This window comes from Sphingomonas sp. P4_D12, assembly GCF_056401895.1.
The window spans coordinates 497,733-523,583 of record NZ_JBFUIL010000006.1; the positions used below are offsets into that span (position 1 = coordinate 497,733).

General features: G+C 66.0%; 29 protein-coding genes and 1 tRNA gene. 17 read left to right on the plus strand and 13 right to left on the minus strand.

The window, feature by feature from the left end; all coding sequences use genetic code 11:
- Positions 1-3 precede the first annotated feature (3 nt).
- On the plus strand, positions 4-495 hold the full coding sequence (locus tag AC1DSD_RS15000; RefSeq protein WP_478031199.1) for an Imm26 family immunity protein: 492 nt from the start codon (positions 4-6) through the stop codon (positions 493-495).
- 213 nt (positions 496-708) lie between these two features.
- On the opposite strand, the gene AC1DSD_RS15005 is transcribed toward AC1DSD_RS15000, so the two are convergent.
- The 4 genes from AC1DSD_RS15005 to AC1DSD_RS15020 are packed head-to-tail and all read right to left on the minus strand — an operon-like array spanning position 709 to position 2,394.
- Positions 709-1,239 (minus strand): SRPBCC family protein, encoded by a 531-nt coding sequence (locus AC1DSD_RS15005; RefSeq protein WP_478031201.1) that lies wholly within the window; start codon positions 1,237-1,239, stop codon positions 709-711.
- Entirely contained in the window at positions 1,239-1,679 is a 441-nt protein-coding gene (locus AC1DSD_RS15010) for an SRPBCC family protein (protein ID WP_478031203.1), read from the minus strand. The genes AC1DSD_RS15005 and AC1DSD_RS15010 overlap by 1 nt, the downstream gene beginning before the upstream one ends.
- Positions 1,676-2,068 (minus strand): VOC family protein, encoded by a 393-nt coding sequence (locus tag AC1DSD_RS15015; RefSeq protein ID WP_478031204.1) that lies wholly within the window; start codon positions 2,066-2,068, stop codon positions 1,676-1,678. Before AC1DSD_RS15015 ends, AC1DSD_RS15010 begins: the two co-directional genes overlap by 4 nt.
- A complete protein-coding gene (locus AC1DSD_RS15020) occupies positions 2,065-2,394 on the minus strand; it encodes an ArsR/SmtB family transcription factor (protein ID WP_478031206.1) in 330 nt (109 codons plus the stop codon). The genes AC1DSD_RS15015 and AC1DSD_RS15020 overlap by 4 nt, the downstream gene beginning before the upstream one ends.
- Positions 2,395-2,708: 314 nt before the next feature.
- On the opposite strand from AC1DSD_RS15020, the gene AC1DSD_RS15025 reads away from it, so the two are divergent.
- Positions 2,709-3,272, plus strand: a complete 564-nt coding sequence (locus tag AC1DSD_RS15025; protein ID WP_478031208.1) for a helix-turn-helix domain-containing protein — start codon at positions 2,709-2,711, stop codon at positions 3,270-3,272.
- Here AC1DSD_RS15025 and AC1DSD_RS15030 read toward each other — a convergent pair whose 3' ends face one another.
- From AC1DSD_RS15030 to AC1DSD_RS15065, 8 genes are all read right to left on the minus strand, one after another.
- Entirely contained in the window at positions 3,273-4,919 is a 1,647-nt protein-coding gene (locus tag AC1DSD_RS15030; protein ID WP_478031210.1) for an alpha-L-fucosidase, read from the minus strand.
- Between the two features lie 193 nt (positions 4,920-5,112).
- Positions 5,113-5,188: transfer RNA gene (locus AC1DSD_RS15035), tRNA-Val, on the minus strand.
- 43 nt (positions 5,189-5,231) lie between these two features.
- On the minus strand, positions 5,232-6,038 hold the full coding sequence (locus AC1DSD_RS15040; RefSeq protein WP_478031379.1) for a hypothetical protein: 807 nt from the start codon (positions 6,036-6,038) through the stop codon (positions 5,232-5,234).
- A gap of 5 nt (positions 6,039-6,043) precedes the next feature.
- Positions 6,044-7,504: an NAD(P)(+) transhydrogenase (Re/Si-specific) subunit beta gene (locus AC1DSD_RS15045; RefSeq protein WP_478031211.1), complete on the minus strand. Its 1,461-nt coding sequence runs from the start codon at positions 7,502-7,504 to the stop codon at positions 6,044-6,046.
- Positions 7,505-7,601: 97 nt separating this feature from the next.
- Positions 7,602-7,913, minus strand: a complete 312-nt coding sequence (locus tag AC1DSD_RS15050) for a proton-translocating transhydrogenase family protein (RefSeq protein WP_066588195.1) — start codon at positions 7,911-7,913, stop codon at positions 7,602-7,604.
- A gap of 4 nt (positions 7,914-7,917) precedes the next feature.
- Positions 7,918-8,259 carry a hypothetical protein gene (locus tag AC1DSD_RS15055; protein ID WP_478031212.1) on the minus strand — a complete coding sequence of 114 codons (342 nt, stop codon included), beginning with the start codon at positions 8,257-8,259 and terminating at the stop codon, positions 7,918-7,920.
- Positions 8,256-9,377, minus strand: a complete 1,122-nt coding sequence (locus AC1DSD_RS15060) for an NAD(P) transhydrogenase subunit alpha (RefSeq protein ID WP_478031213.1) — start codon at positions 9,375-9,377, stop codon at positions 8,256-8,258. Before AC1DSD_RS15060 ends, AC1DSD_RS15055 begins: the two co-directional genes overlap by 4 nt.
- 7 nt (positions 9,378-9,384) lie before the next feature.
- On the minus strand, positions 9,385-9,519 hold the full coding sequence (locus AC1DSD_RS15065; RefSeq protein ID WP_478031214.1) for an aa3-type cytochrome c oxidase subunit IV: 135 nt from the start codon (positions 9,517-9,519) through the stop codon (positions 9,385-9,387).
- A gap of 158 nt (positions 9,520-9,677) precedes the next feature.
- On the opposite strand from AC1DSD_RS15065, the gene AC1DSD_RS15070 reads away from it, so the two are divergent.
- From AC1DSD_RS15070 to msrA, 15 genes are all read left to right on the plus strand, one after another.
- Positions 9,678-11,096, plus strand: a complete 1,419-nt coding sequence (locus tag AC1DSD_RS15070; RefSeq protein ID WP_478031215.1) for a sigma-54-dependent transcriptional regulator — start codon at positions 9,678-9,680, stop codon at positions 11,094-11,096.
- A 222-nt stretch (positions 11,097-11,318) separates the two neighbouring features.
- Positions 11,319-12,101 carry a histidinol-phosphatase gene (hisN, locus tag AC1DSD_RS15075; RefSeq protein ID WP_478031217.1) on the plus strand — a complete coding sequence of 261 codons (783 nt, stop codon included), beginning with the start codon at positions 11,319-11,321 and terminating at the stop codon, positions 12,099-12,101.
- A 236-nt stretch (positions 12,102-12,337) separates the two neighbouring features.
- Positions 12,338-12,541, plus strand: coding sequence for a 50S ribosomal protein L35 (rpmI, locus tag AC1DSD_RS15080; protein ID WP_478031218.1), 204 nt, complete (start codon positions 12,338-12,340; stop codon positions 12,539-12,541).
- 13 nt (positions 12,542-12,554) lie between these two features.
- Positions 12,555-12,920, plus strand: a complete 366-nt coding sequence (rplT, locus tag AC1DSD_RS15085) for a 50S ribosomal protein L20 (RefSeq protein ID WP_066812844.1) — start codon at positions 12,555-12,557, stop codon at positions 12,918-12,920.
- Between the two features lie 87 nt (positions 12,921-13,007).
- Positions 13,008-13,493, plus strand: coding sequence for a GNAT family N-acetyltransferase (locus AC1DSD_RS15090; RefSeq protein ID WP_478031219.1), 486 nt, complete (start codon positions 13,008-13,010; stop codon positions 13,491-13,493).
- Positions 13,486-14,562 (plus strand): phenylalanine--tRNA ligase subunit alpha, encoded by a 1,077-nt coding sequence (gene pheS / locus AC1DSD_RS15095; protein WP_478031220.1) that lies wholly within the window; start codon positions 13,486-13,488, stop codon positions 14,560-14,562. Before AC1DSD_RS15090 ends, pheS begins: the two co-directional genes overlap by 8 nt.
- A 141-nt stretch (positions 14,563-14,703) precedes the next feature.
- Positions 14,704-17,079 (plus strand): phenylalanine--tRNA ligase subunit beta, encoded by a 2,376-nt coding sequence (gene pheT, locus AC1DSD_RS15100; protein ID WP_478031222.1) that lies wholly within the window; start codon positions 14,704-14,706, stop codon positions 17,077-17,079.
- A gap of 211 nt (positions 17,080-17,290) precedes the next feature.
- Positions 17,291-17,731: a hypothetical protein gene (locus tag AC1DSD_RS15105; protein ID WP_478031223.1), complete on the plus strand. Its 441-nt coding sequence runs from the start codon at positions 17,291-17,293 to the stop codon at positions 17,729-17,731.
- A 3-nt stretch (positions 17,732-17,734) separates the two neighbouring features.
- Positions 17,735-18,481, plus strand: a complete 747-nt coding sequence (locus AC1DSD_RS15110; protein WP_478031224.1) for an SDR family NAD(P)-dependent oxidoreductase — start codon at positions 17,735-17,737, stop codon at positions 18,479-18,481.
- A 248-nt stretch (positions 18,482-18,729) separates the two neighbouring features.
- Positions 18,730-20,127 carry a pyridoxal phosphate-dependent decarboxylase family protein gene (locus AC1DSD_RS15115; protein WP_478031225.1) on the plus strand — a complete coding sequence of 466 codons (1,398 nt, stop codon included), beginning with the start codon at positions 18,730-18,732 and terminating at the stop codon, positions 20,125-20,127.
- Positions 20,124-20,996, plus strand: a complete 873-nt coding sequence (locus AC1DSD_RS15120; RefSeq protein WP_478031226.1) for an aldose 1-epimerase family protein — start codon at positions 20,124-20,126, stop codon at positions 20,994-20,996. Before AC1DSD_RS15115 ends, AC1DSD_RS15120 begins: the two co-directional genes overlap by 4 nt.
- A 41-nt stretch (positions 20,997-21,037) precedes the next feature.
- On the plus strand, positions 21,038-22,567 hold the full coding sequence (locus tag AC1DSD_RS15125; protein WP_478031227.1) for a peptide chain release factor 3: 1,530 nt from the start codon (positions 21,038-21,040) through the stop codon (positions 22,565-22,567).
- Positions 22,568-22,684: 117 nt separating this feature from the next.
- Entirely contained in the window at positions 22,685-23,884 is a 1,200-nt protein-coding gene (locus AC1DSD_RS15130; protein WP_478031228.1) for a pyridoxal phosphate-dependent aminotransferase, read from the plus strand.
- A gap of 232 nt (positions 23,885-24,116) precedes the next feature.
- On the plus strand, positions 24,117-24,260 hold the full coding sequence (locus AC1DSD_RS15135; protein ID WP_478031229.1) for a hypothetical protein: 144 nt from the start codon (positions 24,117-24,119) through the stop codon (positions 24,258-24,260).
- Positions 24,261-24,315: 55 nt separating this feature from the next.
- On the plus strand, positions 24,316-24,975 hold the full coding sequence (gene msrA / locus AC1DSD_RS15140; RefSeq protein ID WP_478031231.1) for a peptide-methionine (S)-S-oxide reductase MsrA: 660 nt from the start codon (positions 24,316-24,318) through the stop codon (positions 24,973-24,975).
- A gap of 148 nt (positions 24,976-25,123) precedes the next feature.
- Here the strand turns inward: msrA and pdeM are convergent, their stop codons facing one another.
- Positions 25,124-25,786, minus strand: coding sequence for a ligase-associated DNA damage response endonuclease PdeM (gene pdeM, locus AC1DSD_RS15145; RefSeq protein WP_478031232.1), 663 nt, complete (start codon positions 25,784-25,786; stop codon positions 25,124-25,126).
- Positions 25,787-25,851: the final 65 nt, after the last annotated feature.

A 25,851-nucleotide genomic window follows, 5' to 3' on the forward strand; every position in this document is an offset into this window, starting at 1 on the left:
CACATGGCAAAGCTCGCAGTTGGAGACGTGTTCCTGGTTCCACTCGACGGTGAACGCTACGGTGTTGGCCAGTTGGCGGGTGACTGGAAAGGCGAATTGTACGTCGTTATTTACGACAAGGTTGTGTCGCACGATGCGTCGCCAGCCGACATAGGGGGGGCAGAACTTACGTTCGCGGCTCTCACTCTCGACGCGAAGTTTCATCATGGCGATTGGCCAGTCGTCGGTAACCGCCGAGATAATCTCCCCGACATACCGCAACCTTGGTTCGCTGTCGGCGTCGGCGGCGAGACACACATTGAAGCGCGGGACAGGTCAGTAACGCGCCGCGCCACCTCGGCAGAAGCGGCCGGTCTCCGAAACAGAACCGTTGTCGCGCCAGTTCGCGTTGAGAAAGCGACGAAGGCCTTCCATGGCCTTGGTGAGTGGGATGCGCGCTTTGACGACCTCCGTGCCGACTATGCGCTACAGAGTGCCAAACTGGTGTGCGGCTAACGGCAGCTATCCACCCACTAACTGCCGCTCAGGGCGGGACTTCGACGTGGTCGTTTATGGCCTTACGACCTGGCGGCGCCCGTGACGCGACCGCAAGGCTGCCGCTCCGAAGGTCAAGCGACACCTTTCGGCGCCGCCCATGGCCGCTCTAGGACAGCCGCGGTTCGCCCGCCGCCCGGTGGTCGCCGGGATGAACCGGCAGGGTAGAGTCGCTCAGGCGTCCGCGCCGGCCAGCGCCGCCTTGGCGCGATCTTCCGCTTCCCGGTGCAGCGCCCAGAAATCGGGGACGCCGCGCCCTTCGAGCCGCGCTTCGAGCACGGCCAGATGCGATGCCCAGCCGCCGCCGAAATTGGCCGCCTGATCGCGGTTCTTGATGCCGCTATGCACCAGGGTCAGCAACGTCTTGCCGTCGCCGGCGTCCTTCAGCTCGAACGTGGCGATGCTGTCGGCGTCGGTGCCGAACGTATAGGCAAAAGCGTGCGGCGGCTCATACCGCACCACTTTCTCGCTCCAGCGGCGGCCGACATTGCCGGCGAAGCGTTCGGGCATCGGCACGTCGTCGTCGGACAATTGGTCGTGATCGAACACGAATTCGATCTCGCCGCCGACGCGGCCGTCGATCGACCCGCCCATGAACCAGCGCTGGCGCAGCTCCGAATCGGTCAGATATTTCCATACCGTTTCGACCGGCGCGGGCAGGATGCGTTCGAAGCGAAGTTCGGTCGCGGTGAGAATATCGGTCATCATTTGTCTCCAATCGTATCGGACAATGTGGCGAGGATCATCGTCCAGCCGTGGCGCGTCTGGTCTTCATACGCCGCCCAGGCAGCGTCCATTTCGTGGGTAAGCGTCAGCCGGGCGCCGGCCGCAGTCGCCGCGATCTCGATCGTCACGCGAGTCCATTGCCCTTCCTCCGCCGGATCGGCGGCGAACAGGAAGACCAGGCGGCGCGGACGGTCGATCTCCTCGAACAGCAAGCGATGGTGTGCATCACCGGAGGGCCGCCGCTCGACGATCAAGCCGCGTCCGCCGACCCGCGCATCGATCTCGCAAGTCAGCATCTCGCCATCGGGCGTCGCGAACAGGAAGCGTCGCGCGATCGCGGGGTCGAGCCAGGCATCGAACACGCGCTCGGGCGAGGCGGCGATGTCGCGGTGGACGGTCAGGATGATGGGATCGGTCATGGTAGATTCACTTGCCAGGAGACGCCGAACCGGTCGTTCACCCAGGCGAACTTACGGCTGAACCCGTAATTGCCCGGCGGCATCAACACGCCGCCGCCCTCGCTTAATGCAGCGGCGAGGTGCTCGACCTCGTCCTCATCCTTGCAGGTCAGCATGAACGAGATCGACGGCGTGAAGGTGAAGGCGTGGTGGACGAAGCTGTCGCTGGCCAGGATCGGCAGCCCGGCGACCGCCGCCCGCGCCAGCCGGACCGATCCTTCCGGACCCGGCTCGCCGGCGCCATAGCGATCGACATGCTCGATCCGGCTTTCCGGAATCGTCGCGACGTAGAAATCGAGTGCTTCCTCGGCGCGTCCCTCGAACATCAGGAAAGGCGTGGCGTCGGTCATTTCAGCTTCTCCTGGTCCTCGACGATGATCGCCTCGAGCCGATCAAGTGTCGACGTCCAGAACCGTTCCCATTGCCGCAGCCATTCGTCGGCCTCGCGCAGCCGTTCGGCCTTCAAACGACAGAGCTGCTGACGGCCGGCCTTGCGGCGCTCGACCAGCCCGGCGCGTTCGAGCACGCCGACATGTTTGGCGGCGCCGGCAAAACTCATCGCATGCGGCGCGGCGAGTTCGCCGACCGATCGTTCGCCCAGCGCCAGGCTGGCAAGCATCGCGCGGCGGGTAGGATCGGCCAGCGCCGCGAAAGTGAGATCGAGTCGTTCAACCATATGGTTTTATATTGCGAAGCCGCCGAGAAAGTCAACCCATCGGTTTAATGTTTCCTCGCTCGGTTATAGCCCTCTCCCGTTTACGGGAGAGGGTTGGGTGAGGGTCTTCCTTCTTCTTCCAAGCGGCATGTGCCAAGACAGAGGAAGTAAGAAGACCCTCACCCTCCCACCGCTTCGCGGCGGGCCCCTCCCTCTCCCGCAAGCGGGAGAGGGGCTCAACGCCACGTCCGGCCAACCCGCCTAGTTAAAAACTTGCCAAGAACACCCTATTTGCCACAAGATGACGAACCGATCTGGTTTGCCGGAGGGGCGATATGATCACCGCGATCCGCGAAGTACGCCGTGCCAAGGGAATGACGCTCGACGATGTCGCGCAACGATGCGTGCCGCCGACTACCGCGCAGACGATCGGCCGGCTGGAGACAGGCATGCGGACGGTGTCGGTCAAATGGCTCAATCGCATCGCGGCGGCGCTCGGCGTCGAAGCCGCGGATTTGGTGCGATTGCCCGACCAGGCGGATTTGCCCGTCGCCGCCGTGCTGGGCGCGGATGGCGTGTTCGCTCCAGTCCGAGCCAGCCTGATCCCGCCGCCGCGTCCCGAAGCCGGCGCGGTGGCCGTATCGGTCAGCGCGGGGATCGGCGATTACCGCGCGGGCGACACGATCTGGTGCGCGCGGCTGGAGCCTGACGCCTTCGGCCGCGCGCTTAACCGCGACGTGCTGGTGCCGCGCCCCGGCGGGCGCTTCGTGTTCGGCAGGCTGATCGGGCGCGAAGGCGACCGGCTGCAGCTCCTTCCGCTCGGGCCGGGCCAGCGCCAGCAAGTGATCAGCGACCCCGCCTGGATCGCGGAAGCGCGGACGCTGGTCCGCGCCTTGTGATTACGTCAGTCCTTTGCCTCTGATCCGCAGCGCCGGCGCAAAGGCGCCATCCTGCGGCGCCGGCAGCGTCAGCCGCAGCGCATCGGCATCGCGGCGAAACCGCAATTCGGGCCCGCCGACAAGGTCGACGCGCTCGATCACGGCATCGCGAAGCGCGGTCTTGCCGAGCGAGGCGATCGCGCTTTCGCGTTCGGGCCAGTCGAGGAAGATGACGTAAAGCGTCTCGCCCTTCTTGGTGAAACGGACGTCCTCGCCGGTGAACGGCTTCTGTTTTTCCTCGCCGAACGCGCCGGGCGGCGGCGGCTTGGTCGGGCCTTCGCCATATTTGCGCCAGGGACGCGTGGCGAAGATCGCCTCGCCGTTGCGCCGCGTCCAGGCGGTGAACTGGTCGAGGATCGCTTCTTCTTTCTCGTCGATCGTGCCGTCGCCGCGCACCGGCACGTTGAACAGCAAGGTGCCGTTCTTCGACACGACGTCCGCCAGGATCTGCACGACCTGTTTCGCGCTTTTATAGCCGTTATCCTTATAGAGCGGCCGCGAATAATGCCACGATCCGATGCAGGTGCAGGTCTGCCACGGCGTATCGTGGATATCGTCGAGCACGCCGCGCTCGACGTTCCAGGTGATCGCCCGCTGCGCGAACGCGTCGAGCACGCCGCCGGTCATGATCACGTCGGGCGATCCGTGCCATTCGACCGCCTTGTTGTAATAATGGGCGACCGCCTCCAGCCCGTATTTGCCGAACGGAACGCCGGCATGGTCCATGAACATGAGGTCGGGTTTGTAATCCTCGACGATCTGCTTCTGACGTTTCAGCCATTTCTCGACGAAGCGGATGTTGCCCGACGGTAGCCCCTCGAGCCACTGGCCGTCGCGCTTGTCGTGCCAGTCCGACATGTCCTTGATGGATTGGATGCCGTCCGGCGCCACATAATAAGGCCCGGTATAGAGTTCCTGGGGGTCGAGGCCGTCCCAATATTTGCCCGCGCCGTGTTGCTTGCGGAGCCAATAGGCATCGTAGCGCCGGCCACGCATCGGCCCTTCCGCGTCATAGCCATAGGCCGGCTGATACCAATGCCAGGCATGGCCCGAATGGTTGGAGACCCCGAACCTCAAGCCGGCATCGCGCGCGGCCCTTTCCCAGGTCGCGAGGATGTCCTTTTTCGGCCCGACGCGCACGCTGTTCCATTCGTGGTGCTTGCTCGCGAACAGGTCGAGATTGTCGTGATGGCAGCCCATGCCGACGAAATAGCGCGCGCCCGCGGCGGCATATTTGCGGACGAGGTACTCCGGCTGCCAATTCTCCGCCTTCCAATCGCCGATGATGTCGATGAAGCCGGCCCGGCTCGGATGCCCGTAGCGCCGGACATGGTTTTCATAGGCCGTTTCGCCGCGGTCCCACGGCTGGCGACCCTGCATGTACAGCAGCCGTGCATACCAATCGCCGAATTCGGGCTGGCATTGCGGCCCCCAATGCGCCCAGATGCCGAGCTTGGCATCGCGAAACCATTCGGGGTGGCGGTACCCGGCGGCAAGCGACTGCCAGTCGGCAGTGAACGGCTCGCTTGTGGCTGCCTGGGCGACGCCGACTCCGCCGGCCAAGGCCGCCGCTCCGCCGCTCAGCAACACATCACGTCTCGTCAGCATTGGCCGCTCCCAATGGATGCGAGAAATCTTGAGCGTTCTCGCATATGAAAACAAGAATTACATATGCAAGAGCAGGAATCCAGACCGTGATTGATCCTTCCTGCGTTCGACGGGTGTTTTTGTCGCAAACGACCGGCGCCGACTCGCTACGCGCCGGTAATAGAGGCCGGGTTCCTCTGGGCTGGGCAGGGAATGGTGGGCGGTGACGGTCTCGAACCGCCGACCCTCTCGGTGTAAACGAGATGCTCTACCAACTGAGCTAACCGCCCGTACGCCTGTCCTCTGACGCGGCTTGGCCGCCAGCGCAAGGGGTCAGGCGATCGCGAGGCCGTTCTGCGCGAGTGTCGCGAAATAGCGATTCATGCGGTCGAACGCCGCCTCGCTCAGTGCCATGAACGCGCGACGGCGGTCGAACGGGTCGGGCTCGCGCACGAACAATCCGTCCTCGGTCATCTTCGAAATCCAGCGCAATGCAGTGCTCGGCGGCACTGCCGAGGCGATGCACAGGCTCGATACCGACACTTGGGCGCGTTCGAGATGCGCCGCATAGAGATCGAGCAGCATGTCCCAGGCGGGATCCTCGAACAGCACGTCCGGGAATGGCCGGCTGCGCAGCCGCCGCGCGCGGATCGCCTTGCGGACATCGGCCGCGGCGACCTGCACCGGCTCGGCGGGCACGCCATAGTCGCTGCGTTGATCGGCGACCGTGGCGGGAAGCGGGGGGGCTGCGGGCTCGACCGGCGCGACCAGGGCCTGCGCGACCGCCGCCGCGAGATCGGCCGGCTGCGGATCGCACAGCAAGGTGATCCGCCGGGCGAGCAACGATGCCGCGACCGCGTCGATCTGGCTTTCGGCCAGCGTGACGATCAGGCCGAATTCGGTTTCGAGCACATGGCCGAGCCGGTCGACCGCATCGTTCAGCGTATCGGCCGCGAGCTCATCGAGCGCGGCAATGACGAGCTGCGCGCCCGTGGCGCCGGGCAATGCGGCATCCGACCAATCAGCCTCGGCGACGATTACGGCACCCGCGCGGACCGCCGCGGCGGCGAGGTGAACGCGCGCATCGGTCTGGCCCAGCAGGAGCGCTCCGGGGCGCTGGATCGGCGTCGCGCCGTCCATCGCGATCACCCCAGCGCCTTCACGATCTCCTCGACCATCTTCTTGGCGTCGGCGAGGAGCATCATCGTATTGTCCTGATAGAAGACGTCGTTGTCGACGCCGGCATAGCCGACGCCGCCCATCGAGCGCTTGATGAACAGCACCGTCTTGGCCTTGTTCACGTCGAACACCGGCATGCCGTAGATCGGCGAGCTCTTGTCGGTCTTGGCGGCCGGATTGACCACGTCGTTGGCGCCGATGATGAACGCCACGTCGGTCTGCGCGAACTCGCTATTGATGTCCTCGAGCTCGAACACCTCGTCATAGGGAACGTTCGCTTCGGCCAGCAGCACGTTCATATGGCCCGGCATACGACCGGCGACCGGGTGGATTGCGTACTTCACCCGAACGCCCTCTTCCTTGAGCTTGTCGGCCATCTCACGCAGCACGTGCTGCGCCTGCGCCACCGCCATGCCATAGCCCGGCACGATGATGACCTGTTCGGCCTGGCTCATCAGGAAGGCCGCGTCCTCGGCCGAGCCGCGCTTCCACGGACGGTCGGTCGCGGCCGCCGCCGCACCGCCACCGCTGTCGCCGCCGAACCCGCCGGCGATCACGCTGATGAAGCTGCGGTTCATCGCGCGGCACATGATGTAGGAAAGGATCGCGCCCGACGAGCCGACCAGCGCACCGGTGATGATCATCGCGGTGTTGTGCAGCGTGAAGCCCATCGCCGCCGCCGCCCAGCCCGAATAGCTGTTGAGCATCGACACCACGACTGGCATGTCGGCGCCGCCGATCGGGATGATCAGCAGGAAGCCGATCGCGAAGCTGAGGCCAGTGATCGTCCAGAACACCCAGGGCGATTGATCCTGGGTGAAGTAAGCGACCAGCCCGAGGATGCCCGCGAGCACCGCCAGGTTGATGACGTGGCGGCCAGGCAACATGATCGGCTTGCCGCCCATATTGCCGTTCAATTTGAGGAAGGCGATTACCGAGCCCGAGAAAGTGATCGCACCGATCGCGACGCCCAGACCCATTTCGATGCGGCTCTGGGTGAAGATGACGCCTGCTTCGGCGATGCCGAACGCCTCGGGGTTGAGGAACGCGGCACCCGCGACAAGCACCGCTGCCATGCCGACCAACGAGTGGAACGCTGCGACGAGCTGCGGCATCGCCGTCATCGCGATGCGCCGGGCAGTAACGATGCCGATTGTGGCACCGATACCGATCGCTACGAGGATTTCGATCAACGTGACCGTATCGAGGCGCGCCACATACGAATCTTCTGCATAGTTCGTAACCAACCAGGGCGCATGCGTCACCAGCGTCGTCAGCACGGCGATGGTCATGCCGATCATGCCGAAGCGGTTGCCGCGTTGGCTCGAGGTCGGGCTCGACAGCCCGCGCAGCGCGAGGATGAAACACACCCCGGCGACAAGATAGGCCAGCGACGCCCAGGGATTCACCGCGATCGCTTCTTCCATTCTGTCCTACCCCGTCATGCCAGCGGACGCTGGCATCTCCCTGTTACCCGCACGGTTCCAAGCCGCACGAGACCCCAGCTTTCGCTGGGGTGACGCATTATTTGTGACCGGCCGCCGGCCGGTCCTTCTTCTTGTACATCGCCAGCATCCGCGCAGTTACCGCGAAGCCGCCAAAGATGTTGACGCTGGCCAGCACCACCGCGAGCAGACCCAACCACTTCGACGTCGCGCCGGTACCGCCGATCCCGATCGCCGCGCTGGCGATCAGCGCGCCGACGATGATCACCGACGAGATCGCATTGGTCACCGCCATCAGCGGCGTGTGCAGCGCCGGGGTCACCGACCAGACGACGTAATAGCCGACGAACACCGCCATGACGAAGATCGAGAGGATCGAGATGAAGTCCATTGCCTTATTCTCCGGGCGCGGGCTGGGCGGCCAGCGCGGAATCGACGAGCCTGCGATACTCGGCGAGATTCGTTTGATAGACCATCATCACCGCGCGGCAGTCGCCGGGGCCCGAGGGACCGGGCCGCGGCGGCGAAAAGGGCTGTTTGCCATAGCGCGCGATCAGGCGCTTGCGGATCGAGTCGAATTCGTCGTCGGCCGCCTTGCGATCGGGACCTTCGCATTTGAGGTCGGCGGCGCGCTGGTGAAACGCGACCATTCGGTAGAAGCCGAACAGCAGAGAGGGAGGCACTTGTGGCGCGGGCGTGGCCTGCGCGAGCGCCAGGGCGACGAGCGCGATGCTCAACCCAGCAGCCTCTGATTGACGACCGCGCCGTCCTTCGTCAGCCGCACCGCGTCGCCGATTTCCTCGTCGAGCACCGGCTTGCCCGCTTCCTTGTCCCAGAAGGTCGAGAGGAAATTGTACAGATTGCGTGCGAACAGCGCCGAGCTGTCGGTTGCAAGGCGCGAGGCGACGTTCTTGTGGCCGACGATCCGCACCCCGTGCTTCTCCACCACCTCGCCGGCGACCGAGCCCTCGACATTGCCGCCGCTTTCGACCGCGAGATCGACGATTACGCTGCCCGGGCGCATCGTGGCGATCTGGGCATCGCTGATCAGCCGCGGCGCGGGGCGGCCGGGGATCAGCGCGGTGGTGATGACGATGTCCTGCTTGGCGATATGGCCGGACACCAGCTCGGCCTGTGCCTTCTGATATTCCTCGCTCATCTCGGTGGCGTAACCGCCCGAGCCCTCGCCCTCGATTCCGGCGACATTCTCGACGAAGATCGGCTTGGCGCCGAGCGACTGGATCTGTTCCTTGGTCGCCGAACGCACGTCGGTCGCCGAGACTTGCGCACCCAGCCGCCGCGCGGTGGCGATCGCCTGCAGCCCGGCGACGCCGACGCCCATGACAAAGCATTTGGCCGCCGACACGGTGCCCGCCGCGGTCATCATCATCGGAAAGGCGCGACCATATTCGGCGGCGGCGTCGAGCACCGCTTTGTAGCCAGCCAGGTTCGCCTGGCTCGACAGGATATCCATCGACTGCGCGCGGGTGATGCGCGGCATGAATTCCATCGCCAGCGCCTCGATACCGGCGGCGGCATAGCCGTCGACCCGCGCGCGCTCGCCAAACGGATTGAGCCCGGCGACCAGCCAGACGCCCTTGGCGGCGTCCTTCAACTCGGCCGGATCGGGGCCCTGGATGCCGAGCACGATATCGGCGCCCTTGAGCGTCGCCGCCCGCGTCCCGATCGTCGCCCCCGCGCCTTCATAGCCGGCATCGTCATAGCTGGCGGCAGCGCCCGCGCCCTGCTCAACCGCGACCTGGGCACCCAGCGCGACGAACTTCTTGACCGTTTCCGGAGTCGCCGCGACGCGGCGCTCGCCCGAAGCGGTTTCCCGCAGGACGGCGATCTTCACCCGCGGCTTACTTGTGACCGGAGGAAATGAGCCAGATCACGATTCCCGCGATCAGGATGCACCCCACCGCGCCATATTTGAGCAACCCGAGCACCGAGTGATAGGTCGACTCATGTACTTTCATGTCGGTCTGGTCGGCCATGCCGCAACTCTCTCCACCCTGATTGTGCGGCGGTCTTAGCCAGCACCGCCCCGCGCCTCAAGCCCGCAAGCGTTAAGTTAGTGTCCGCATACGCTTAAGCTCACCTTTACCCGCTCGCCTTATGGTTACCACATGACCCAGGAGCAGAAGAGGGCGGGATGACGCGCAACGGACAGCGCCTCCTGATGTTGATCGACGACGAACCCGCGCAGCGCCGCCTCGTTTCGGCGATCGCCGCGCGGCGCGACTGGCGTTCGGTGTTCGCGCCCGATGGCGAGACCGCGATCGCGATGCTCGGCACTCAGGACGGGATGCAGCTCGACGCGATCCTGCTCGACAGTTTCGGCCCCGAAAGCGAAGCCGAGGCGCTGATCAAGGAATTGCGCGCCCGCCGTCCGCAGCTCCCCATCCTGATGCTCACCGCCAATGGCTCGGTCGCCCAAGCGGTCTCTGCGATGCGCGCCGGCGCCACCGATTATCTGGTCAAGCCGTTCGCGCCCGACCGCTTGTTGTCAGCGCTCGAAGTGGTCGTCGCCGGCACCGATGCCGGCGAATTGCGCCCGCTGACGGAGAAGATTCCGGCCCTGCTCGGCTTTGACGAGATCGTCGGCGCCTCCCCCGATTTCCGCGCCGCATTGGCGATCGCGGCCAAGGCGGCGCGCGCCCGCGTCCCCGTGCTGATCGAGGGCGAAAGCGGCGTCGGCAAGGAAGTCGTAGCCGAGGCGATCCATGCCGCAAGCCCACGCGGCAAGAAGCCGATGATCGCGATCAATTGCGGCGCGATCCCCGCCAATCTGGTCGAAAGCGAGCTGTTCGGGCACGAAAAAGGCGCCTTCACCGGCGCGTTCGAGCGCAAGATCGGCAAGTTCGCCGATGCCGATGGCGGCACCCTGTTCCTCGACGAGATCGGCGAGATGCCGCTCGACGCCCAGGTCAAATTGCTCCGCGTGCTGCAATCGGGCGAGGTCCAGCCGATCGGCGCGCGCCACACCCGCGAAGTCGACGTCCGCGTCATCGCCGCGACCAACAAGCGCCTGATCGAGGAAGTCGAGGCCGGCCGGTTCCGGGAAGACCTCTATTATCGCCTCAACGTCGTCCAGGTGACGATCCCGCCCTTGCGCGAACGCATCGCCGACATTCCCGCGCTTGCCCGGCATCTGCTCGCGCGGATCGCCGACCAGCCCGGGCTGCGCCCGCTCGGCATCACCGACGACGCGCTCGCGCTGCTCGGCCGCTACGTCTGGCCGGGCAATGTCCGCCAGCTGCAGAACGCGCTCTTCCGCGCCGCCGTCTTGTGCGAGGGCGACGCGCTGACCCGCGCCGATTTCCCGCAGATCGCCGCGCTCGGCACCGCGCGCGTGCCGACCCCGGGCGGCCAGATGGCGACATCTGGCGGCGTGACCCTGTTCCGCTCCGACGGCAATATGCGTCCGCTCGAAGAGATCGAAGCCGACGTCATCCGCCTGGCGATCGGCCATTATCGCGGCCGCATGACCGAAGTCGCACGGCGGCTCGGGATCGGGCGCTCGACACTCTATCGCAAGCTCGGCGAACTCGGCATCGACAACGCGGCCTGAGACCTGAACTCCCTCTCCCGCACGCGGGAGAGGGAGGGGCCCGCCGCGAAGCGGTGGGAGGGTGAGGGTCTTCTTTCTTCTTTTTTGGGCACAGCCGCACGGAAGAAGTAAGAAGACCCTCACCCAACCCTCTCCCGTGAACGGGAGAGGGCTTTTCCGCGAAACCCAGTAACCCGCTTCCGCCATTGCCGCCCCCTCTGACTCACCTTAGTGCCAGCCCCCATGCGCATTACCGATACCGACATCGCCCTCGCCATGGCCCTGGCCGACGCCGCCGGCGCGGCGATCCGCCCGCATTTCCGCGCTCCGTTCGACGTCGAAATCAAGGACGACGCCTCCCCCGTCACGATCGCCGATCGCGCCGCCGAACAGGCGATGCGCGCGTTGCTCGCCGCCGAAGCGCCGCGCGACGGGATTTCGGGTGAGGAATTCGGCACGACCGAAGGATCGACCGGGCGGCAATGGGTGCTAGATCCGATCGACGGGACGCGGGCGTTCATCGCCGGGCGGCCGCTGTTCGGCACGCTCATCGCGCTGGTGATCGACGGCTGGCCCGCGATTGGGATCATCGACCAGCCGATCCTGAAGGAACGCTGGGTCGGCGCGATCGGACGGCCGACCTTGTTCAACGGCAAGCCCGCCGCGACGCGGACCTGCCGCGAGCTGAGCCATGCCTTGCTCGCCACCACCTCGCCCGCCTTGTTCGACGATGCGCAACTCCATGCCTTCGAGCATCTCGACGGCGCGGTGCGGTCGGTCGTGCTCGGCGGCGATTGCTACAATTACGCCAGCCTGGCGTCGGGCTGGCTCGACCTGGTGGTCGAGGCGGGGCTCAAACTCCACGACTTCGCCGCGCTCGTTCCGGTGATCGAGGGCGCTGGTGGTCGGATGTGCGACTGGTCGGGCGACCCGCTGACCGCCGCGAGCAAAGGCGAAGTCGTAGCGGCCGGCGATCCGGCGCGCGTCGAGGAAGTGCTGGAAGCGCTGGCCTGTCGCGGACATTGATATTTTCACGCGGAGGCGCGGAGAACGCGGAGGATTTGGCTCGGATGCCCGCGACCCGATAGGCTGCCTTCTTCGCGCCTCCGCGCCTCCGCGTGAATCTGAATCCCCAGCCCGAGGTTGCTTTTCGAGGGACTCGCCGCTATGCGCGCCCACTTCCGAGCGATGCGGATGAAGTTTGCCCGGCCATCAAGGGCTGCCGCGGCATGCTTGCGCATCGCCATAGAGAAAGGACCAAAATGCCCAAGCTCAAGACCAAGAGCGGCGTGAAGAAGCGCTTCAAGCTCACCGCCACCGGTAAGCTGAAGCACGGCGTCGCCGGCAAGCGCCACCGGCTCATCAGCCACAACGGCAAGTACATCCGCCAGAACCGCGGCACCAAGGTGCTGTCGGACGCCGACACCAAGACGGTGAAGGCCTGGGCCCCGTACGGCCTGAACTGAGGAGCTAGAACAAATGGCACGCGTCAAACGTGGTGTGACCACCCGCGCCAAGCACAAGAACATTCTTGAGCAGGCCAAGGGCTATTCGGGTCGCCGCAAGAACACCATCCGCATCGCTCGGCAGGCCGTCGAAAAGGCCGGGCAATATGCGTATCGCGACCGCAAGGTCAAAAAGCGGACTTTCCGCGGTCTGTGGATCCAGCGCATCAACGCCGGCGTCCGCGCCGAGGGTCTGACCTATTCGCAATTCATGCACGGCCTGAAGCTCGCCGGCATCGACCTCGACCGCAAGGTCCTGGCCGATATCGCGATGCACGAAGCCGAAGCGTTTACCGCCATCATCGCTCAGGCGAAGGCGGCACTGCCCCAGGCCGCCTAACAGCAGCCTGAGCGTTACGCAGATCAGGGGCGTCGGTGGCAGCACCGGCGCCCTTTTTCGTTCTGGAATACTCCCAAGGAGCCTTTCGTGGTCGAACTGAAAGCGATGCAGGACAGCGATTTCGCGTGGCTGCTGGGCGAGGCTCAGGCAGCGGCGAACCCGCCAGCGATCTGCGATGGCGGCGTCGCGCCGGTCGAGGTGATCGAGTTGATCCGCGGCGTCGCGGTGAAGAACCGAGACGCGTTGGGCGGCGACGTCGCCTGGCTGGTCGTTGCTGACGGCGAAGCGGTCGGGATGATCAGCTTCACGCGCCCGCTCGACGGCAAGCGCCCGGAGATCGGCTACGGCATCGCCGACAGCCGTCAGGGACGCGGCCACGCGACAGGCGCGGTCACAGCGTTGTTGCCGATCCTCAGGGAGCGGGGCTTTGACGGCTTGACCGCGGAGACTGGGGTCGACAATCGGGCGTCGCAAGTGGTGCTGGAGCGCAACGGCTTCACCCGCACCGGCGAGCGCACCGACCCCGAGGACGGCGACCTCTATTTATGGACGATCGGATTGAACGATGAGTGATCTCGACCAGCTCAGGAGCGACCTGCTCGTGGCGATCGGCACCGCCGATCTGGCCGGGCTGGAGGACATCCGCGTCTCGGCGCTAGGCAAGTCGGGCAGCGTGACCGGGTTGCTCAAGACATTGGGCGGCATGTCGCCCGAGGAGCGCCAGACGACCGGTCCGCGCATCCACGCACTGCGCGAGGCGGTGAGCGAGGCGCTGACGGCACGCAAGACGGGGCTCGAACGCGAGGCGCTCGACGCGCGGCTGGCGGGCGAGACGCTCGACATGACCTTGCCAGTGGATATCCCGTCGGCCGGGACGGTCCATCCGGTCAGCCAGGTGATGGACGAGCTTGCCGAGATTTTCGCCGACCTCGGCTTCGCGGTCGCCACCGGTCCCGAGATCGAGGACGACTGGCACAATTTCACCGCGCTCAACATTCCCGAATCGCACCCGGCGCGCGCGATGCACGATACCTTCTATTTCCCCGACCAGCCGGACGGGGAACGCAAGATGCTGCTCCGCACGCACACCAGCCCGGTGCAGATCCGCACGATGGTCAACCAGAAGCCGCCGATCCGCATCATCGCGCCGGGACGGACCTATCGATCGGACTCCGATGCGACGCACACGCCGATGTTCCACCAGGTCGAAGGGCTGGTGATCGACAAGGGGATCACGCTCGGTCACCTCAAATGGACGCTCGAGACGTTTCTCAAGGCCTATTTCGAGCGCGACGACATCGTGCTGCGCCTCAGGCCCAGCTATTTCCCCTTCACCGAGCCGTCGGCGGAGGTCGATGTCGGCTACACGATCCAGAACGGCAAGCGCGTGATCGGCGGGTCCGACCATTGGATGGAAGTGCTGGGCAGCGGCATGGTCCATCCCAAGGTGATCGCGGCGTGCGGGCTCGATCCCGACGAGTGGCAGGGATTCGCGTTCGGCTGCGGGATCGATCGGCTGGCGATGCTCAAATACGGCATGGACGACCTGCGCGCCTTCTTCGACGGCGATATCCGCTGGTTGAAGCATTATGGCTTCGCCGCACTGGATGTCCCGACGCTCAGCGGAGGTGTTGGGGCATGACCCATTCCCGTCGCCCCGGCGCAGGGGCACCCCGCAAAGTACTACTTTGCGGGGACCCCGCAGGCCGGGGCCGCTGCGTGGCAGCGCGATGCCCTCTCCAACTCAACGGCCCCGGCCTTCGCCGGGGCGACGGGAACTGATATGAAATTCACCCTCAACTGGCTCAAGGAGCATCTCGATACCCAGGCCTCGCTCGACGACATCGTCGAGGCGCTGACCCGCGTCGGGCTCGAGGTCGAAGGCGTCGACAATCCCGGCGAGAAGCTGGCGGCGTTCAAGGTAGCGCGCGTTCTGACCGCCGAGCGTCACCCCCAGGCCGACAAATTGCAGGTGCTGACTGTCGATACCGGCGACGGCGCGCCGCTTCAGGTGGTGTGCGGCGCGCCCAATGCCCGCGCGGGGCTGGTCGGCGTGCTCGGGCTGCCGGGCGCGATCGTGCCGGCCAATGGCATGGAGCTCAAGGTTTCGGCGATCCGCGGGGTCGAATCGAATGGCATGATGTGCTCGACACGCGAGCTCGAGCTGGGCGACGACCATGACGGGATCATCGAGCTTCCCGCCGATGCGCTGGTCGGCACGACCTTCCCTGAGTATGCCGGGCTCAACGATCCGGTGATCGACGTGTCGATCACGCCCAACCGCCAGGATTGCATGGGCGTGCGCGGCATCGCGCGCGATCTTGCCGCGGCGGGGCTGGGCACGCTCAAGCCGCTCGCCCAGGTCTATCGTGTCGAGGCGATCGCGCCAGTCGCGGGCGAAGGCCCGGGTCCCGACGTAGGCACCGACGACACCGCGGGCTGCCCGGCCTTCTACGGGCAGGAAGTGCGCGGCGTGACCAATGGTGCCGCGCCTGAATGGATGCGGCGCTTCCTCACCGCGATCGGGCAGAAGCCGATCTCAGTGCTGGTCGACATCACCAATTTCGTCTCGGTCGATCTCGGCCGACCGCTGCACGTCTATGACAAGGCCAAATTGTCGGGCGGCCTCGTCGCGCGGCGCGCCAAGGCCGGCGAGCAGGTGCTCGCGCTCAACGGCAAGACCTATACGCTCGACGAGACGATGACGGTGATTGCCGACGATGTCGCAGTCCACGATATCGGCGGCATCATGGGCGGCGAGCATTCGGGCGTGTCGGAGACGACCACCGACGTGGTCATCGAATGCGCCTATTTCGATCCCGACCATATCGCGCGGACTGGGCAGAAGCTCGCCTTGACCAGCGATGCGCGCCAGCGGTTCGAGCGCGGGGTCGACCCGGCGTTCCTCAACGACGGACTGGCGATCGCGACCAAGCTGGTGCTCGACCATTGCGGCGGGACGCCCAGCGGGATCACCCGCGCTGGAGAGCCGCCGCTCGCGCCGCGCATGATCAGCTACGATCCGTCGCGGGCAGAGACGCTCGGCGGCCTCGCCATCGCGCCCGAGCGGCAAAAGCACATCCTCGAGCGCCTCGGCTTCACGGTCGGTGGCGACTGGCAGGTCGCCATCCCGACCTGGCGCCGCGATGTCGACGGCTCGGCCGATCTGGTCGAGGAAGTCATCCGCATCGAGGGGATCGACAACGTCCCGTCCGTCCCGCTCGACCGTGCACCGGGCGTGGCGCGCCCGACTGCGACGCCCGAGCAGAAGCTCGAACGCAAGCTGCGGCGGGCGGCGGCGGCGCGCGGGCTCGACGAGGCGGTGACCTGGAGCTTCCTCAGCCAGGGTGATGCCGATGCCTTTGGTGGCGGCGCGTGGAGCCTGGCCAATCCGATCAGCGAGGACCTCAAGGTCATGCGGCCGTCGCTGTTGCCCGGTCTGCTGTCGGCAGCTGCGCGCAACCTTAATCGCGGCGTGGGCACCATTCGCCTGTTCGAGCTTGGCCGGCGCTATCTGCCCGAGGCCGAGCGTCCGACCTTGGGCGTAGTGTTGGCCGGCGATCGCCGGCCGCGCGGCTGGCAAACGGGCAAGGCGCAGGGCTTCGACGCGTTCGACGCCAAGGCCGAGGCGCTGGCTTTACTCGCCGCCGCCGGGGCGCCGGTCGACAATTTGCAAGTGATGGGGGACGCCGGCGAGACCTGGCATCCCGGCCAATCGGGCACCTTGCGGCTCGGCCCCAAGACCGTGCTCGCCGCCTTCGGCATGCTTCATCCGTCGACCGCCAAGGCGTTCGACCTCGACGGCCCGGTCGCCGCGGTCGAGCTCTATATCGACGCGATCCCGGGCAAGCGCTCGTCTGGTTTCATGCGTACGGCCTATGCGCCGCCCGCGCTCCAGGCAGTCAAGCGCGACTTCGCCTTCACCGTCCCCGCCGGCCTGACCGCCGACGCGCTGACCCGCGCCGTGCGCGGATCGGACAAGGCAGCGATCACGGCCGCGCGCGTGTTCGACCTGTTCGAACGCGATGGCGTCCGGTCGATGGCGATCGAGGTCACATTGCAGCCCAGCGACAAGAGCTTCACCGATGCCGATCTGAAGGCAGTGGCCGACAAGGTGGTTGGCGCGGCGGAGAAACTCGGGGCGACTCTGCGGGGCTAATATACCTGCCCTCACCCTTCCCACCGCCTTCGGCGGCGGGCCCCTCCCTCTCCCGGCGGGAGAGGGAGCGAGGCGCGAAGCGCCGGAAGGGTGAGGGCAGAAATGGGACGAAGGGAAAGTAAGGTGCGGACGGCCCTGATCATCGGCGAAACACCCAATGTTGGCGGGCCGATCGTCGCGAGGGCGATTCAGCCTGGGGGGCGCCCCAGCCATGAAGATCGATAGTTTCCTCGTCGGCTTCACCGCGCTCCATGAGGAGCCGGGCGATATCTATACGCCGATCCTGTTGCCAGGTGACTTCGATCCGTTCGAGCGGCAGGCGCGGTTCACGCAATATATCGATGCCGAGTTGCGGATGACCGGGCTGGGCAGCGCTGGTGGCGGCAGCGCTATCCAATTTCTCGATGAAGACGACGAAGACGAGGATCAGCCCGGCGATGGCCAGTGGCGCGTGCTTTATTCGATCATCGACACCGACGTGACCGACCTGGACGCCGGGCGTGCGCTGATCCGCGTACAGCTGGCGGAACTCGGTTGCCCCGCCGGCACCTTGCTGCAATTCGACGATCGCGAAGATCGCTGGGACGGCGAGCGCTGGCATCTGGCCGAAGCGCGGTCGATCGACGAAGAGAATTTGGACCCGAAGGAGTAGACGATGCGCACTGTCCTGATCACCGGCGGAACCTCGGGCATCGGCCAGGCCGCGGCGCGCGCGTTCGTCGCCGCAGGCTGGCGCGTGATCGCCACCGGGCGGCGCCAGGAGCGGCTCGACGCGCTCGTCGCCAAGCTGGGCGCCGACAAGGTCCATCCCGCGATGTTCGACGTGCGCGACGAGGCCGCACGCGACGCGGCGCTCGACGTACTGCCGGCCGAGTTCCGCGCGATCGACCTGTTGATCAACAATGCCGGGCTCGCGCTCGGCACCGCGCCCGCGCAATCCGCCTCGCTCGATCAGTGGAAGACGATGATCGACACCAACGTCACCGCTCTGGTGTCGTTGACGCGCAAGCTCCTGCCCGCCTTGGTCGAGCGCAAGGGCGCGATCATCAACATCTCGTCGGTCGCGGCGACCTATCCCTATACCGGCGGCAATGTGTATGGCGGGACCAAGGCGTTCGTGCACCAATTCAGCCTGGGATTGCGCTCCGACCTGTCCGGCACCGGCGTCCGCGTCACCTCGATCGAGCCGGGCATGGTCGAGACCGAATTCACCCTGGTCCGCACCGAGGGGAACCAGGAAGCGTCCGACAAACTCTATGGTGGCGCCAATCCGATGACTGCCGAGGATATCGCCAACACCCTGTTATGGGTCGCCCAGCTGCCACCGCACCTCAACATCAACACGCTCGAGCTGATGCCGGTCAGCCAGTCCTTCGCCGGGTTCCAGGTCGCGCGGGCATAGGTCGTAAAATTCCCCTCCCTGCAAGGGAGGGGCTAGGGGTGGGTGAGCATCGGGCGAGGCTCGATGCCTCGTCCGATGCTGTTTTGACGGCAGCTTTTTAGAGCTTTAGGCGCGCAGACGCGCGCACCCACCCCCAACCCCTCCCTGCAAGCAGGGAGGGGAGTCCGAAAGCCGAACGGCGATATAGTCCAAGCTTCGACAACAGGTTTCGGGTTGCGCCGGGTCGTCCGCGCAACGACACCGGCGGCATGACCGACTCCGACTTCACCGCGATGATGCGCGCCGCCGAGGCAGCGATCGACTATCGCCGCCGCATTGCCACGGCGGAGACCACGCCCGCCGCGACCTACGCCGAGGTCTTGCCGGCGTTCGACGCTCCACTGCCCGAGCTGGGCGGGGATGCGGACGCGATCATCGCCGAGCTGATCGAGCGCGCGACGCCGGGGATCCGCGCCTCGACCGGCCCGCGCTTCTACGGCTGGGTGATCGGCAGCTCGCACCCGACCGGGGTCGCCGCCGACTGGCTGACCGCCGCCTGGGGGCAGAATGCCGGCAATATCCTGGCCGCGCCGGCAGCGAGCGCGGTCGAGGCGGTGGCGGCACGCTGGCTGCTCGACCTGCTCGGCCTGCCCGGTGAGGCATCGGTCGGCTTCGTCACCGGCGCGACGGTCGCGAACTTCGTCTGCCTCGCGGCGGCGAGGAGCGAGGTGTTGCGCCGGGTCGGCTGGGACGTCGAAGGCGACGGCATGTTCGGCGCACCGCCGATCAATGTGCTGATCGGTGCCGATGCGCACGCGACGGTGTTTTCGGGGCTCAAATATCTCGGCCTCGGCGCGAGGCGGGTGACGTCGGTCGCCACCGACGACGCAGGGCGAATGCTGCCGAGCGCGTTCGAGGCGGCGTTGAAGGCGGCATCGGGGCCGGTCATCGCGATCGCCCAGGCCGGCCAGATCAATAGCGGGGTGAGCGATCCTTTCGCCGACATCGCCCCGATGGCGCACGAGGCGGGCGCCTGGCTCCATGTCGACGGCGCGTTCGGATTGTGGGCTCAAGCCAGCCACCGGTACGCGCACCTTACCCAAGGCGTCGAGTTGGCCGACAGTTGGGCGACCGACGGGCACAAATGGCTGCAGACGCCGTACGATTCGGGGTTCGCGATCGTCCGCGATGCCGAAGCGCACCGCCGCGCGATGGCGATCTCCGCCAGCTATCTGCCGCCTGCCGAGGGCGCCGAGCGCGATCCATCGGCCTATGTCCCCGAGCTCTCGCGCCGCGCCCGCGGGTTCGCTGCCTGGGCGATGATCCGCCAGCTCGGCCGCGCCGGGATTGCCGAGATGGTCGAGCGTTGCTGCCGGGTAGCCGCACGGATCGCCGAGCGCGCCGCCGGCGAACCGGGGATCGCGCTGGTGCTGGTGCCCGAACTCAACCAGCTGATGCTCCGCTTCGGCGATAGCGACGACGCGACGCGTGCCACGGTGCAGCGTGTGCAGGATGACGCGATCGCCTGGATCGGCGGGGCCGAGTGGCACGGACATTGGGTGATGCGCGTGTCGGTCAGTTCGTCGGCGACGACCGAGGCGGACGCGGACCTGACTGTCGACGCGATCGTTTCCGCCTGGCGGGCAGTAAGGGAGAACATCGCGTGACCGAAACCCTGATCGAGATCGGCACCGATCGGCTGTCGGCGGCGATCAATCCGCTCGGCGCCGAGCTCACGCAGTTGCGCGACGCCGAGGGTCGCGAGCTGATGACCGATGCCGATCCCGCTTATTGGACCGGGCACGCGCCGATATTGTTTCCGATCATCGGACGGTTGAATTGCGACACGCTGCGGCTCGATGGCCGCGACTATGCGATGAAACAGCACGGCTTCGCGCGGCACGAAACGTTCGACCTCGCCGCACGCACCGCCACCAGCGCGACGTTCCGACTGACCGCCAATGACGAGACGCGCGCCGACTATCCGTTCGAGTTCGTGCTGGAGGTCGGGTTCTCTATCGATGTGGCGACCTTGGCGATCGACGTGCGTATCTCCAATCCCGGTAGCGCGCCGTTGCCCGCGAGCCTCGGCTTTCACCCCGCCTTCGCCTGGCCATTGCCTTATGGCCGCCCGCGCGACGAGCACCGCATCATCTTCGCCGCCGACGACCCGGGCGACATCGTCGAGCTTGCCGGCGGGTTGTTCGCGTCGACGCGCCCCTCGCCGCTCGATGGCCGCGTCCTTCATCTTGCCGACGATCTGTTCGCCCAAGACGCGCTGATCTGGGATCCGGTGGCGTCGCAAAGCGTGACCTATGGCGCGGCCGATGGTCCGCAGCTCAGGGTCGATTTCCCCGATACGCCCTATCTCGGCATCTGGACCAAGCCCGGCGCCGCGTTCGTCTGTATCGAGCCGTGGCATGGCCATGCCGACCCCGCCGGGTTCGGCGGCGATTTCCGGACCAAGCCGGGCGTGTTCGAGGTCGCGCCGGGCGCGGACTGGACGGGCCGGATGGCGATCACGCTCGAACCCTGACCCTCGACCTAGGCCTACCCTGCGGCTAGGAGCCGCGGACCATGAGTATTTCCGACCGCCGCACCTTCGCGATCATTTCGCATCCCGACGCCGGCAAGACCACCTTGACCGAAAAGCTGCTCTACTTCGGCGGCGCGATCCATTTGGCCGGCGAGGTCAAGGCGCGCGGCCAGACGCGGCGCGCGCGGTCCGACTGGATGAAGATCGAGCAACAACGCGGCATTTCGGTCACCAGCTCGGTGATGACGTTCGAGAAGGACGGCATCACCTTCAACCTGCTCGACACGCCGGGGCACGAGGACTTTTCCGAAGATACCTATCGCACGCTGACCGCGGTCGATTCCGCGGTGATGGTGATCGACGCGGCGCGCGGCATTGAGGCGCAGACGCGCAAATTGTTCGAGGTCTGCCGGCTGCGGTCGGTGCCGATCATCACCTTCGTCAACAAGGTCGACCGCGAAGGCCGCCCGCCGTTCGAACTGCTCGACGAGATCGCCGACATACTCGCGCTCGACGTCGCGCCGATGAGCTGGCCGGTCGGCATGGGCGGGCAATTCCAGGGCGTGCTCGACCTCACCACCAACAAGGTCAGCCGGCCCGAGGGCGACAGCCGCGAATTCCTCGGCAAGGTCGACGACGCGCCCGAACTCCCGATCGACATCGCCGAGGAAGTCGAGCTGGCGCAGGCCGGCTATGCCGCGTTCGACGCCGACGCCTATCGCCATGGCGATTTGACGCCGGTCTATTTCGGCTCGGCGCTCAAGGATTTCGGGGTGGCCGAGCTGATCGCCGCGCTCGCCGATTACGCCCCGCCGCCGCGCCCGCAACCGGCCGAGCCGGCGCCGGTCTCGCCCAATTTCGACGAAGTCACCGGCTTCGTGTTCAAGGTCCAGGCCAATATGGACCCGCAACATCGCGACCGCATCGCGTTCATGCGATTGTGCTCGGGGGTGTTCAAACGCGGCATGAAGCTGACCCCGACCGGCCACGGCAAGCCGATCGCGGTGCATTCGCCGATCCTGTTCTTCGCGCAGAATCGCGAGGTCGCCGACGAGGCCTATCCAGGCGACATTATCGGCATCCCCAATCACGGCACGTTGCGGGTCGGCGATACCTTGTCCGAGCGCGCCGATGTGCGCTTCACCGGCCTGCCCAATTTCGCGCCCGAAATCCTGCGGCGCGTCGTGCTGAAGGATCCGACCAAGACCAAGCAATTGCGCAAGGCGCTCGACGACATGGCCGAGGAAGGCGTGACCCAGGTCTTCTATCCGGAGATCGGATCGAACTGGGTGATCGGCGTGGTCGGCCAGCTCCAGCTCGAAGTGCTGATCAGCCGGCTCGAGGCCGAGTATAAGGTCGCCGCGGGGCTGGAGATGGCGCCGTACGAGACCGCGCGCTGGATTTCGTCGGACGATCCGGCGGCGCTCAAGGAATTCCTCGACCTTAATCGCGGGTCGCTGGCCAAGGATCGCGACGGCAATCCGGTCTATATGGCGAAGTCGGCCTGGGACGTCGGCTATGTCGCCGACCGCTATCCCAAGGTGAAGTTCGCCGCGACGCGCGAGCGGTAACGGCAGCATTCGCGGTTGGGCGCCGACACAGCGAAGCTATAAAGCCGCGAAACTTTTGGTGCGGTTGCGAAGGCCGGGCGCATCGCTATAGCCGCGGGCGACCATCAGGAGCCCATCATGCAGCCTTCCGCCGCGCTCGCCCGCATCAAGCCCTCGCCGACGCTGGCGATCACCAGCCGCGTCCTGGAATTGAAGCGCCAAGGCGTCGACGTGATCGGGCTGGGCGCCGGCGAACCCGATTTCGACACGCCCGACTTCATCAAGGAAGCCGGGATCAAGGCGATCCGCGACGGCAAGACCAAATATACCAATGTCGACGGCACGCCCGAGCTCAAGGAAGCGGTGCGGCTGAAGTTCAAGCGCGACAATGCGCTCGACTATGCGATCGACCAGATCACCATCAACGCCGGCGGCAAGCACACCTTGTTCAACGCGATGGTCGCAACGATCGATCCGGGCGATGAGGTGGTCATTCCCGCGCCTTATTGGGTGAGCTATCCCGACGTCGTGCTGTTCGCCGGCGGCACGCCGGTGTTCGCTGCGGCGGGCGCGGCGCAGAATTACAAGCTCAAGCCCGAGCAGCTTGAGGCGGCGATCACTGCCAAGACCAAATGGGTGATCCTCAACTCGCCGTCCAACCCGACCGGCGCCGCCTATAGTGAGGCCGAATTGAAGGCGCTGGGCGACGTGCTCGAGCGCCACCCGCATGTCTGGATCTTCGCCGATGACATGTACGAACATATCGTGTTCGACGATTTCAAGTTCACCTCGATCGCGCAGGTCTGCCCGTCGCTCTACGACCGCACGCTGACCGCCAATGGCTGTTCCAAGGCCTATGCGATGACCGGCTGGCGGATCGGTTTTGCCGCCGGCGCGCCCTGGCTGATCAAGGCGATGTCGAAGCTGCAATCGCAATCGACCAGCAACCCTTGCTCGATCGCCCAAGCGGCATCGGTGGCGGCGCTGACCGGCGACCAGGCGTTCCTGAAGGACAATGCCAAATTGTTCGAGCATCGCCGCGATCTCGTCGTGTCGATGCTCAACCAGGCGACGGGCATCACCTGCCCGCGGCCCGAGGGCGCCTTCTACGTCTATCCCGAATTCTCCGCGCTGATCGGCAAGACCACGCCGGGCGGCCGGACGATCGCGACCGACGAGGATTTCGTCACGTACCTGCTCGACGATGCCAAGGTCGCGGCGGTGCAGGGCGAGGCGTTCGGCCTCTCGCCGGCGATGCGGATCAGCTACGCCACGTCGGACGAGCTACTGCGCGAGGCGTGCGAACGCATCCAGACGGCCTGCGCCGCGCTGCGCTGAGAATGCTCAGTGTTCCTGCGAAAGCAGGAACCCAGGACCACGAGCGACACGGCCTGTAACCCTGGGGTCCTGCTTTCGCAGGAGCACGGCGTTGGGACGCCCCAAACCCAAACCCCGGATGAACGGACCGGCCAGAGAAAGTTCAGGCCCGGAAACCTATCGTTTCGATCATCAGGGTTGAAGCGGAACGCCACATTCCCGATTTCGCACCCGCAACCAAGGGACAAGAGCCATGAAGGCCATTCTCACTTCTTCGTTTTTCTGGCGGTTCGCCGGCGGCTTCGCTTTGGGCGGGTTCGGCGTGATGACGCTACATCCGGCAGGCGCGCAGACCGCGCCGCAGGCGCCGGCGTCCGTCGCTCATCTGGCGGATTGAAACCATGGGGCGCCGTGTTCCGTATCTATATGATCGGAACAACGGAGCCCCGCATATGATCAAATATGTCTTGCCGCTTGCCGCCGCCGGTGCGCTGGCCGCGGCGATCTTCACCAGCCCCCTCGCCCATGCCGAGCGCGCCGTGCCGATTCCCGCGCCGACGCACGACGTTCAGCCGACCGTGAAGCCCAATGTCGCGGTGCTCGCCGGCGGGTGTTTCTGGGGCATGGAGGCCGTGTTCGAGCGTGTGAAGGGCGTGACCAACGTCACCGCGGGCTATGCCGGCGGCACCGCCGCGACCGCGAGCTATGACCAGGTCTCGACCGAAGGCACCGGCCATGCCGAGGCGATCCGCGTCGCCTACGATCCGCGCGTGGTGAGCTACGGCACCTTGCTGCGCATCTATTTCTCGGTCGCGCACGACCCGACGACGCTTAACCGTCAGGGGCCCGACCAAGGGACCAGCTATCGCTCGGCGATCTTCCCGCAAAATGCGGCGCAACGCGCAGTGGCAACGGCGTACATCGCCCAGCTTGGCCAGGCGAAAGCCTATCCGCGGCCGATCGTGACCAAGATCGAGACCGGCGGCTTCTATCCGGCCGAAACCTATCACCAGCATTTCTTCGACAAGAATCCCAACCACCCGTACATCGTGGCGTGGGACAAGCCGAAGGTCGCGGCGTTCAAGGCGGCGTTTCCGGCGCTGGCAAAGTAACGCTTCCCTCTCCCGCCTGCGGGAGAGGGAGGGACCCGCGAAGCGGGAGGGTGAGGGTCTTCTTCCTTCTTTTTAGACCTCATTGCCCGGAAGAAGAAAGAAGACCCTCACCCAAACCCTCTCCCGTAGACGGGAGAGGGCTTAGATCTCATGCCGCCAACGGAAAACGCAGCAGCCGGTTCGCCACCGGCACCAGCGCTTCGCCGCACCGGCCGACCGCGCGGACGATTTCCGGATGGTGCACGTCGAGCCCACCGGTGAGCGAACCGAACGCGGGCAGCACCAGCTTGGTGCCGGTCGCGACGAAGCACCGCCGCGACACCAATCGCCCGCGCACGCGGACGCGCAATTTGGGGTGGAAATGGCCGGACAATTCCGGCCGCGGGTCGCGCGGATCGGCTTCGTGCCGCAGCACCAGCCCGTCGATCTCGGCCTCGTCGACGATCTCGCCACCGCACGGATCGGCCATCGCATGATCGTGATTGCCGATCACCCAGACGAAGCGATGCGCGGCAGTCAGCGCGCGCAACCGGTCCTGTTCGGCGACGGGCAAGCGCTCGCAGCCGCGCGAATCGTGGAAGCTGTCGCCAAGGCACCAGATCTCGGCCGGAGCGGTCGCCGCGACCGCGTTCTCCAGCGCCGCCAAGGTCGCTGCGCTGTCATAGGGCGGCAGCATCTGGCCGAAGCTAGCGAACCAGCTCGCCTTCTCGAAATGCAGGTCGGCGACGATCAGCGCACGCCGCGCAGGCCAGAACAGCGCGCCGTCAGGCAGCGCGGCAAACTGATGGCCGGCGAACGAAAAGGGAACCATTTCCCATCCATGCCGTAATAGCAAGGCGCGATCAATGGCTTGCGGCAGTGCAACAAATGCCACTT

Excerpts from the sequence above, each read along its gene's own strand:
- AC1DSD_RS15000 (WP_478031199.1), top strand. The coding sequence starts at position 4 with ATGGCAAAGCTCGCAGTTGGAGACGTGTTCCTGGTTCCACTCGACGGT.
- AC1DSD_RS15105 (WP_478031223.1), top strand. The coding sequence starts at position 17,291 with ATGAAGATCGATAGTTTCCTCGTCGGCTTCACCGCGCTCCATGAGGAG.
- rpmI (WP_478031218.1), top strand. The coding sequence starts at position 12,338 with ATGCCCAAGCTCAAGACCAAGAGCGGCGTGAAGAAGCGCTTCAAGCTC.
- AC1DSD_RS15125 (WP_478031227.1), top strand. The coding sequence starts at position 21,038 with ATGAGTATTTCCGACCGCCGCACCTTCGCGATCATTTCGCATCCCGAC.
- AC1DSD_RS15015 (WP_478031204.1), bottom strand. The coding sequence starts at position 2,068 with ATGACCGACGCCACGCCTTTCCTGATGTTCGAGGGACGCGCCGAGGAA.
- pheT (WP_478031222.1), top strand. The coding sequence starts at position 14,704 with ATGAAATTCACCCTCAACTGGCTCAAGGAGCATCTCGATACCCAGGCC.
- hisN (WP_478031217.1), top strand. The coding sequence starts at position 11,319 with ATGCGCATTACCGATACCGACATCGCCCTCGCCATGGCCCTGGCCGAC.
- AC1DSD_RS15030 (WP_478031210.1), bottom strand. The coding sequence starts at position 4,919 with ATGCTGACGAGACGTGATGTGTTGCTGAGCGGCGGAGCGGCGGCCTTG.
- AC1DSD_RS15070 (WP_478031215.1), top strand. The coding sequence starts at position 9,678 with ATGACGCGCAACGGACAGCGCCTCCTGATGTTGATCGACGACGAACCC.
- AC1DSD_RS15020 (WP_478031206.1), bottom strand. The coding sequence starts at position 2,394 with ATGGTTGAACGACTCGATCTCACTTTCGCGGCGCTGGCCGATCCTACC.
- AC1DSD_RS15050 (WP_066588195.1), bottom strand. The coding sequence starts at position 7,913 with ATGGACTTCATCTCGATCCTCTCGATCTTCGTCATGGCGGTGTTCGTC.
- AC1DSD_RS15130 (WP_478031228.1), top strand. The coding sequence starts at position 22,685 with ATGCAGCCTTCCGCCGCGCTCGCCCGCATCAAGCCCTCGCCGACGCTG.
- msrA (WP_478031231.1), top strand. The coding sequence starts at position 24,316 with ATGATCAAATATGTCTTGCCGCTTGCCGCCGCCGGTGCGCTGGCCGCG.
- AC1DSD_RS15065 (WP_478031214.1), bottom strand. The coding sequence starts at position 9,519 with ATGGCCGACCAGACCGACATGAAAGTACATGAGTCGACCTATCACTCG.
- AC1DSD_RS15025 (WP_478031208.1), top strand. The coding sequence starts at position 2,709 with ATGATCACCGCGATCCGCGAAGTACGCCGTGCCAAGGGAATGACGCTC.
- AC1DSD_RS15010 (WP_478031203.1), bottom strand. The coding sequence starts at position 1,679 with ATGACCGATCCCATCATCCTGACCGTCCACCGCGACATCGCCGCCTCG.
- AC1DSD_RS15045 (WP_478031211.1), bottom strand. The coding sequence starts at position 7,504 with ATGGAAGAAGCGATCGCGGTGAATCCCTGGGCGTCGCTGGCCTATCTT.
- AC1DSD_RS15110 (WP_478031224.1), top strand. The coding sequence starts at position 17,735 with ATGCGCACTGTCCTGATCACCGGCGGAACCTCGGGCATCGGCCAGGCC.
- pheS (WP_478031220.1), top strand. The coding sequence starts at position 13,486 with ATGAGTGATCTCGACCAGCTCAGGAGCGACCTGCTCGTGGCGATCGGC.
- AC1DSD_RS15115 (WP_478031225.1), top strand. The coding sequence starts at position 18,730 with ATGACCGACTCCGACTTCACCGCGATGATGCGCGCCGCCGAGGCAGCG.
- AC1DSD_RS15040 (WP_478031379.1), bottom strand. The coding sequence starts at position 6,038 with ATGGACGGCGCGACGCCGATCCAGCGCCCCGGAGCGCTCCTGCTGGGC.
- pdeM (WP_478031232.1), bottom strand. The coding sequence starts at position 25,786 with ATGGTTCCCTTTTCGTTCGCCGGCCATCAGTTTGCCGCGCTGCCTGAC.
- AC1DSD_RS15005 (WP_478031201.1), bottom strand. The coding sequence starts at position 1,239 with ATGACCGATATTCTCACCGCGACCGAACTTCGCTTCGAACGCATCCTG.
- rplT (WP_066812844.1), top strand. The coding sequence starts at position 12,555 with ATGGCACGCGTCAAACGTGGTGTGACCACCCGCGCCAAGCACAAGAAC.
- AC1DSD_RS15135 (WP_478031229.1), top strand. The coding sequence starts at position 24,117 with ATGAAGGCCATTCTCACTTCTTCGTTTTTCTGGCGGTTCGCCGGCGGC.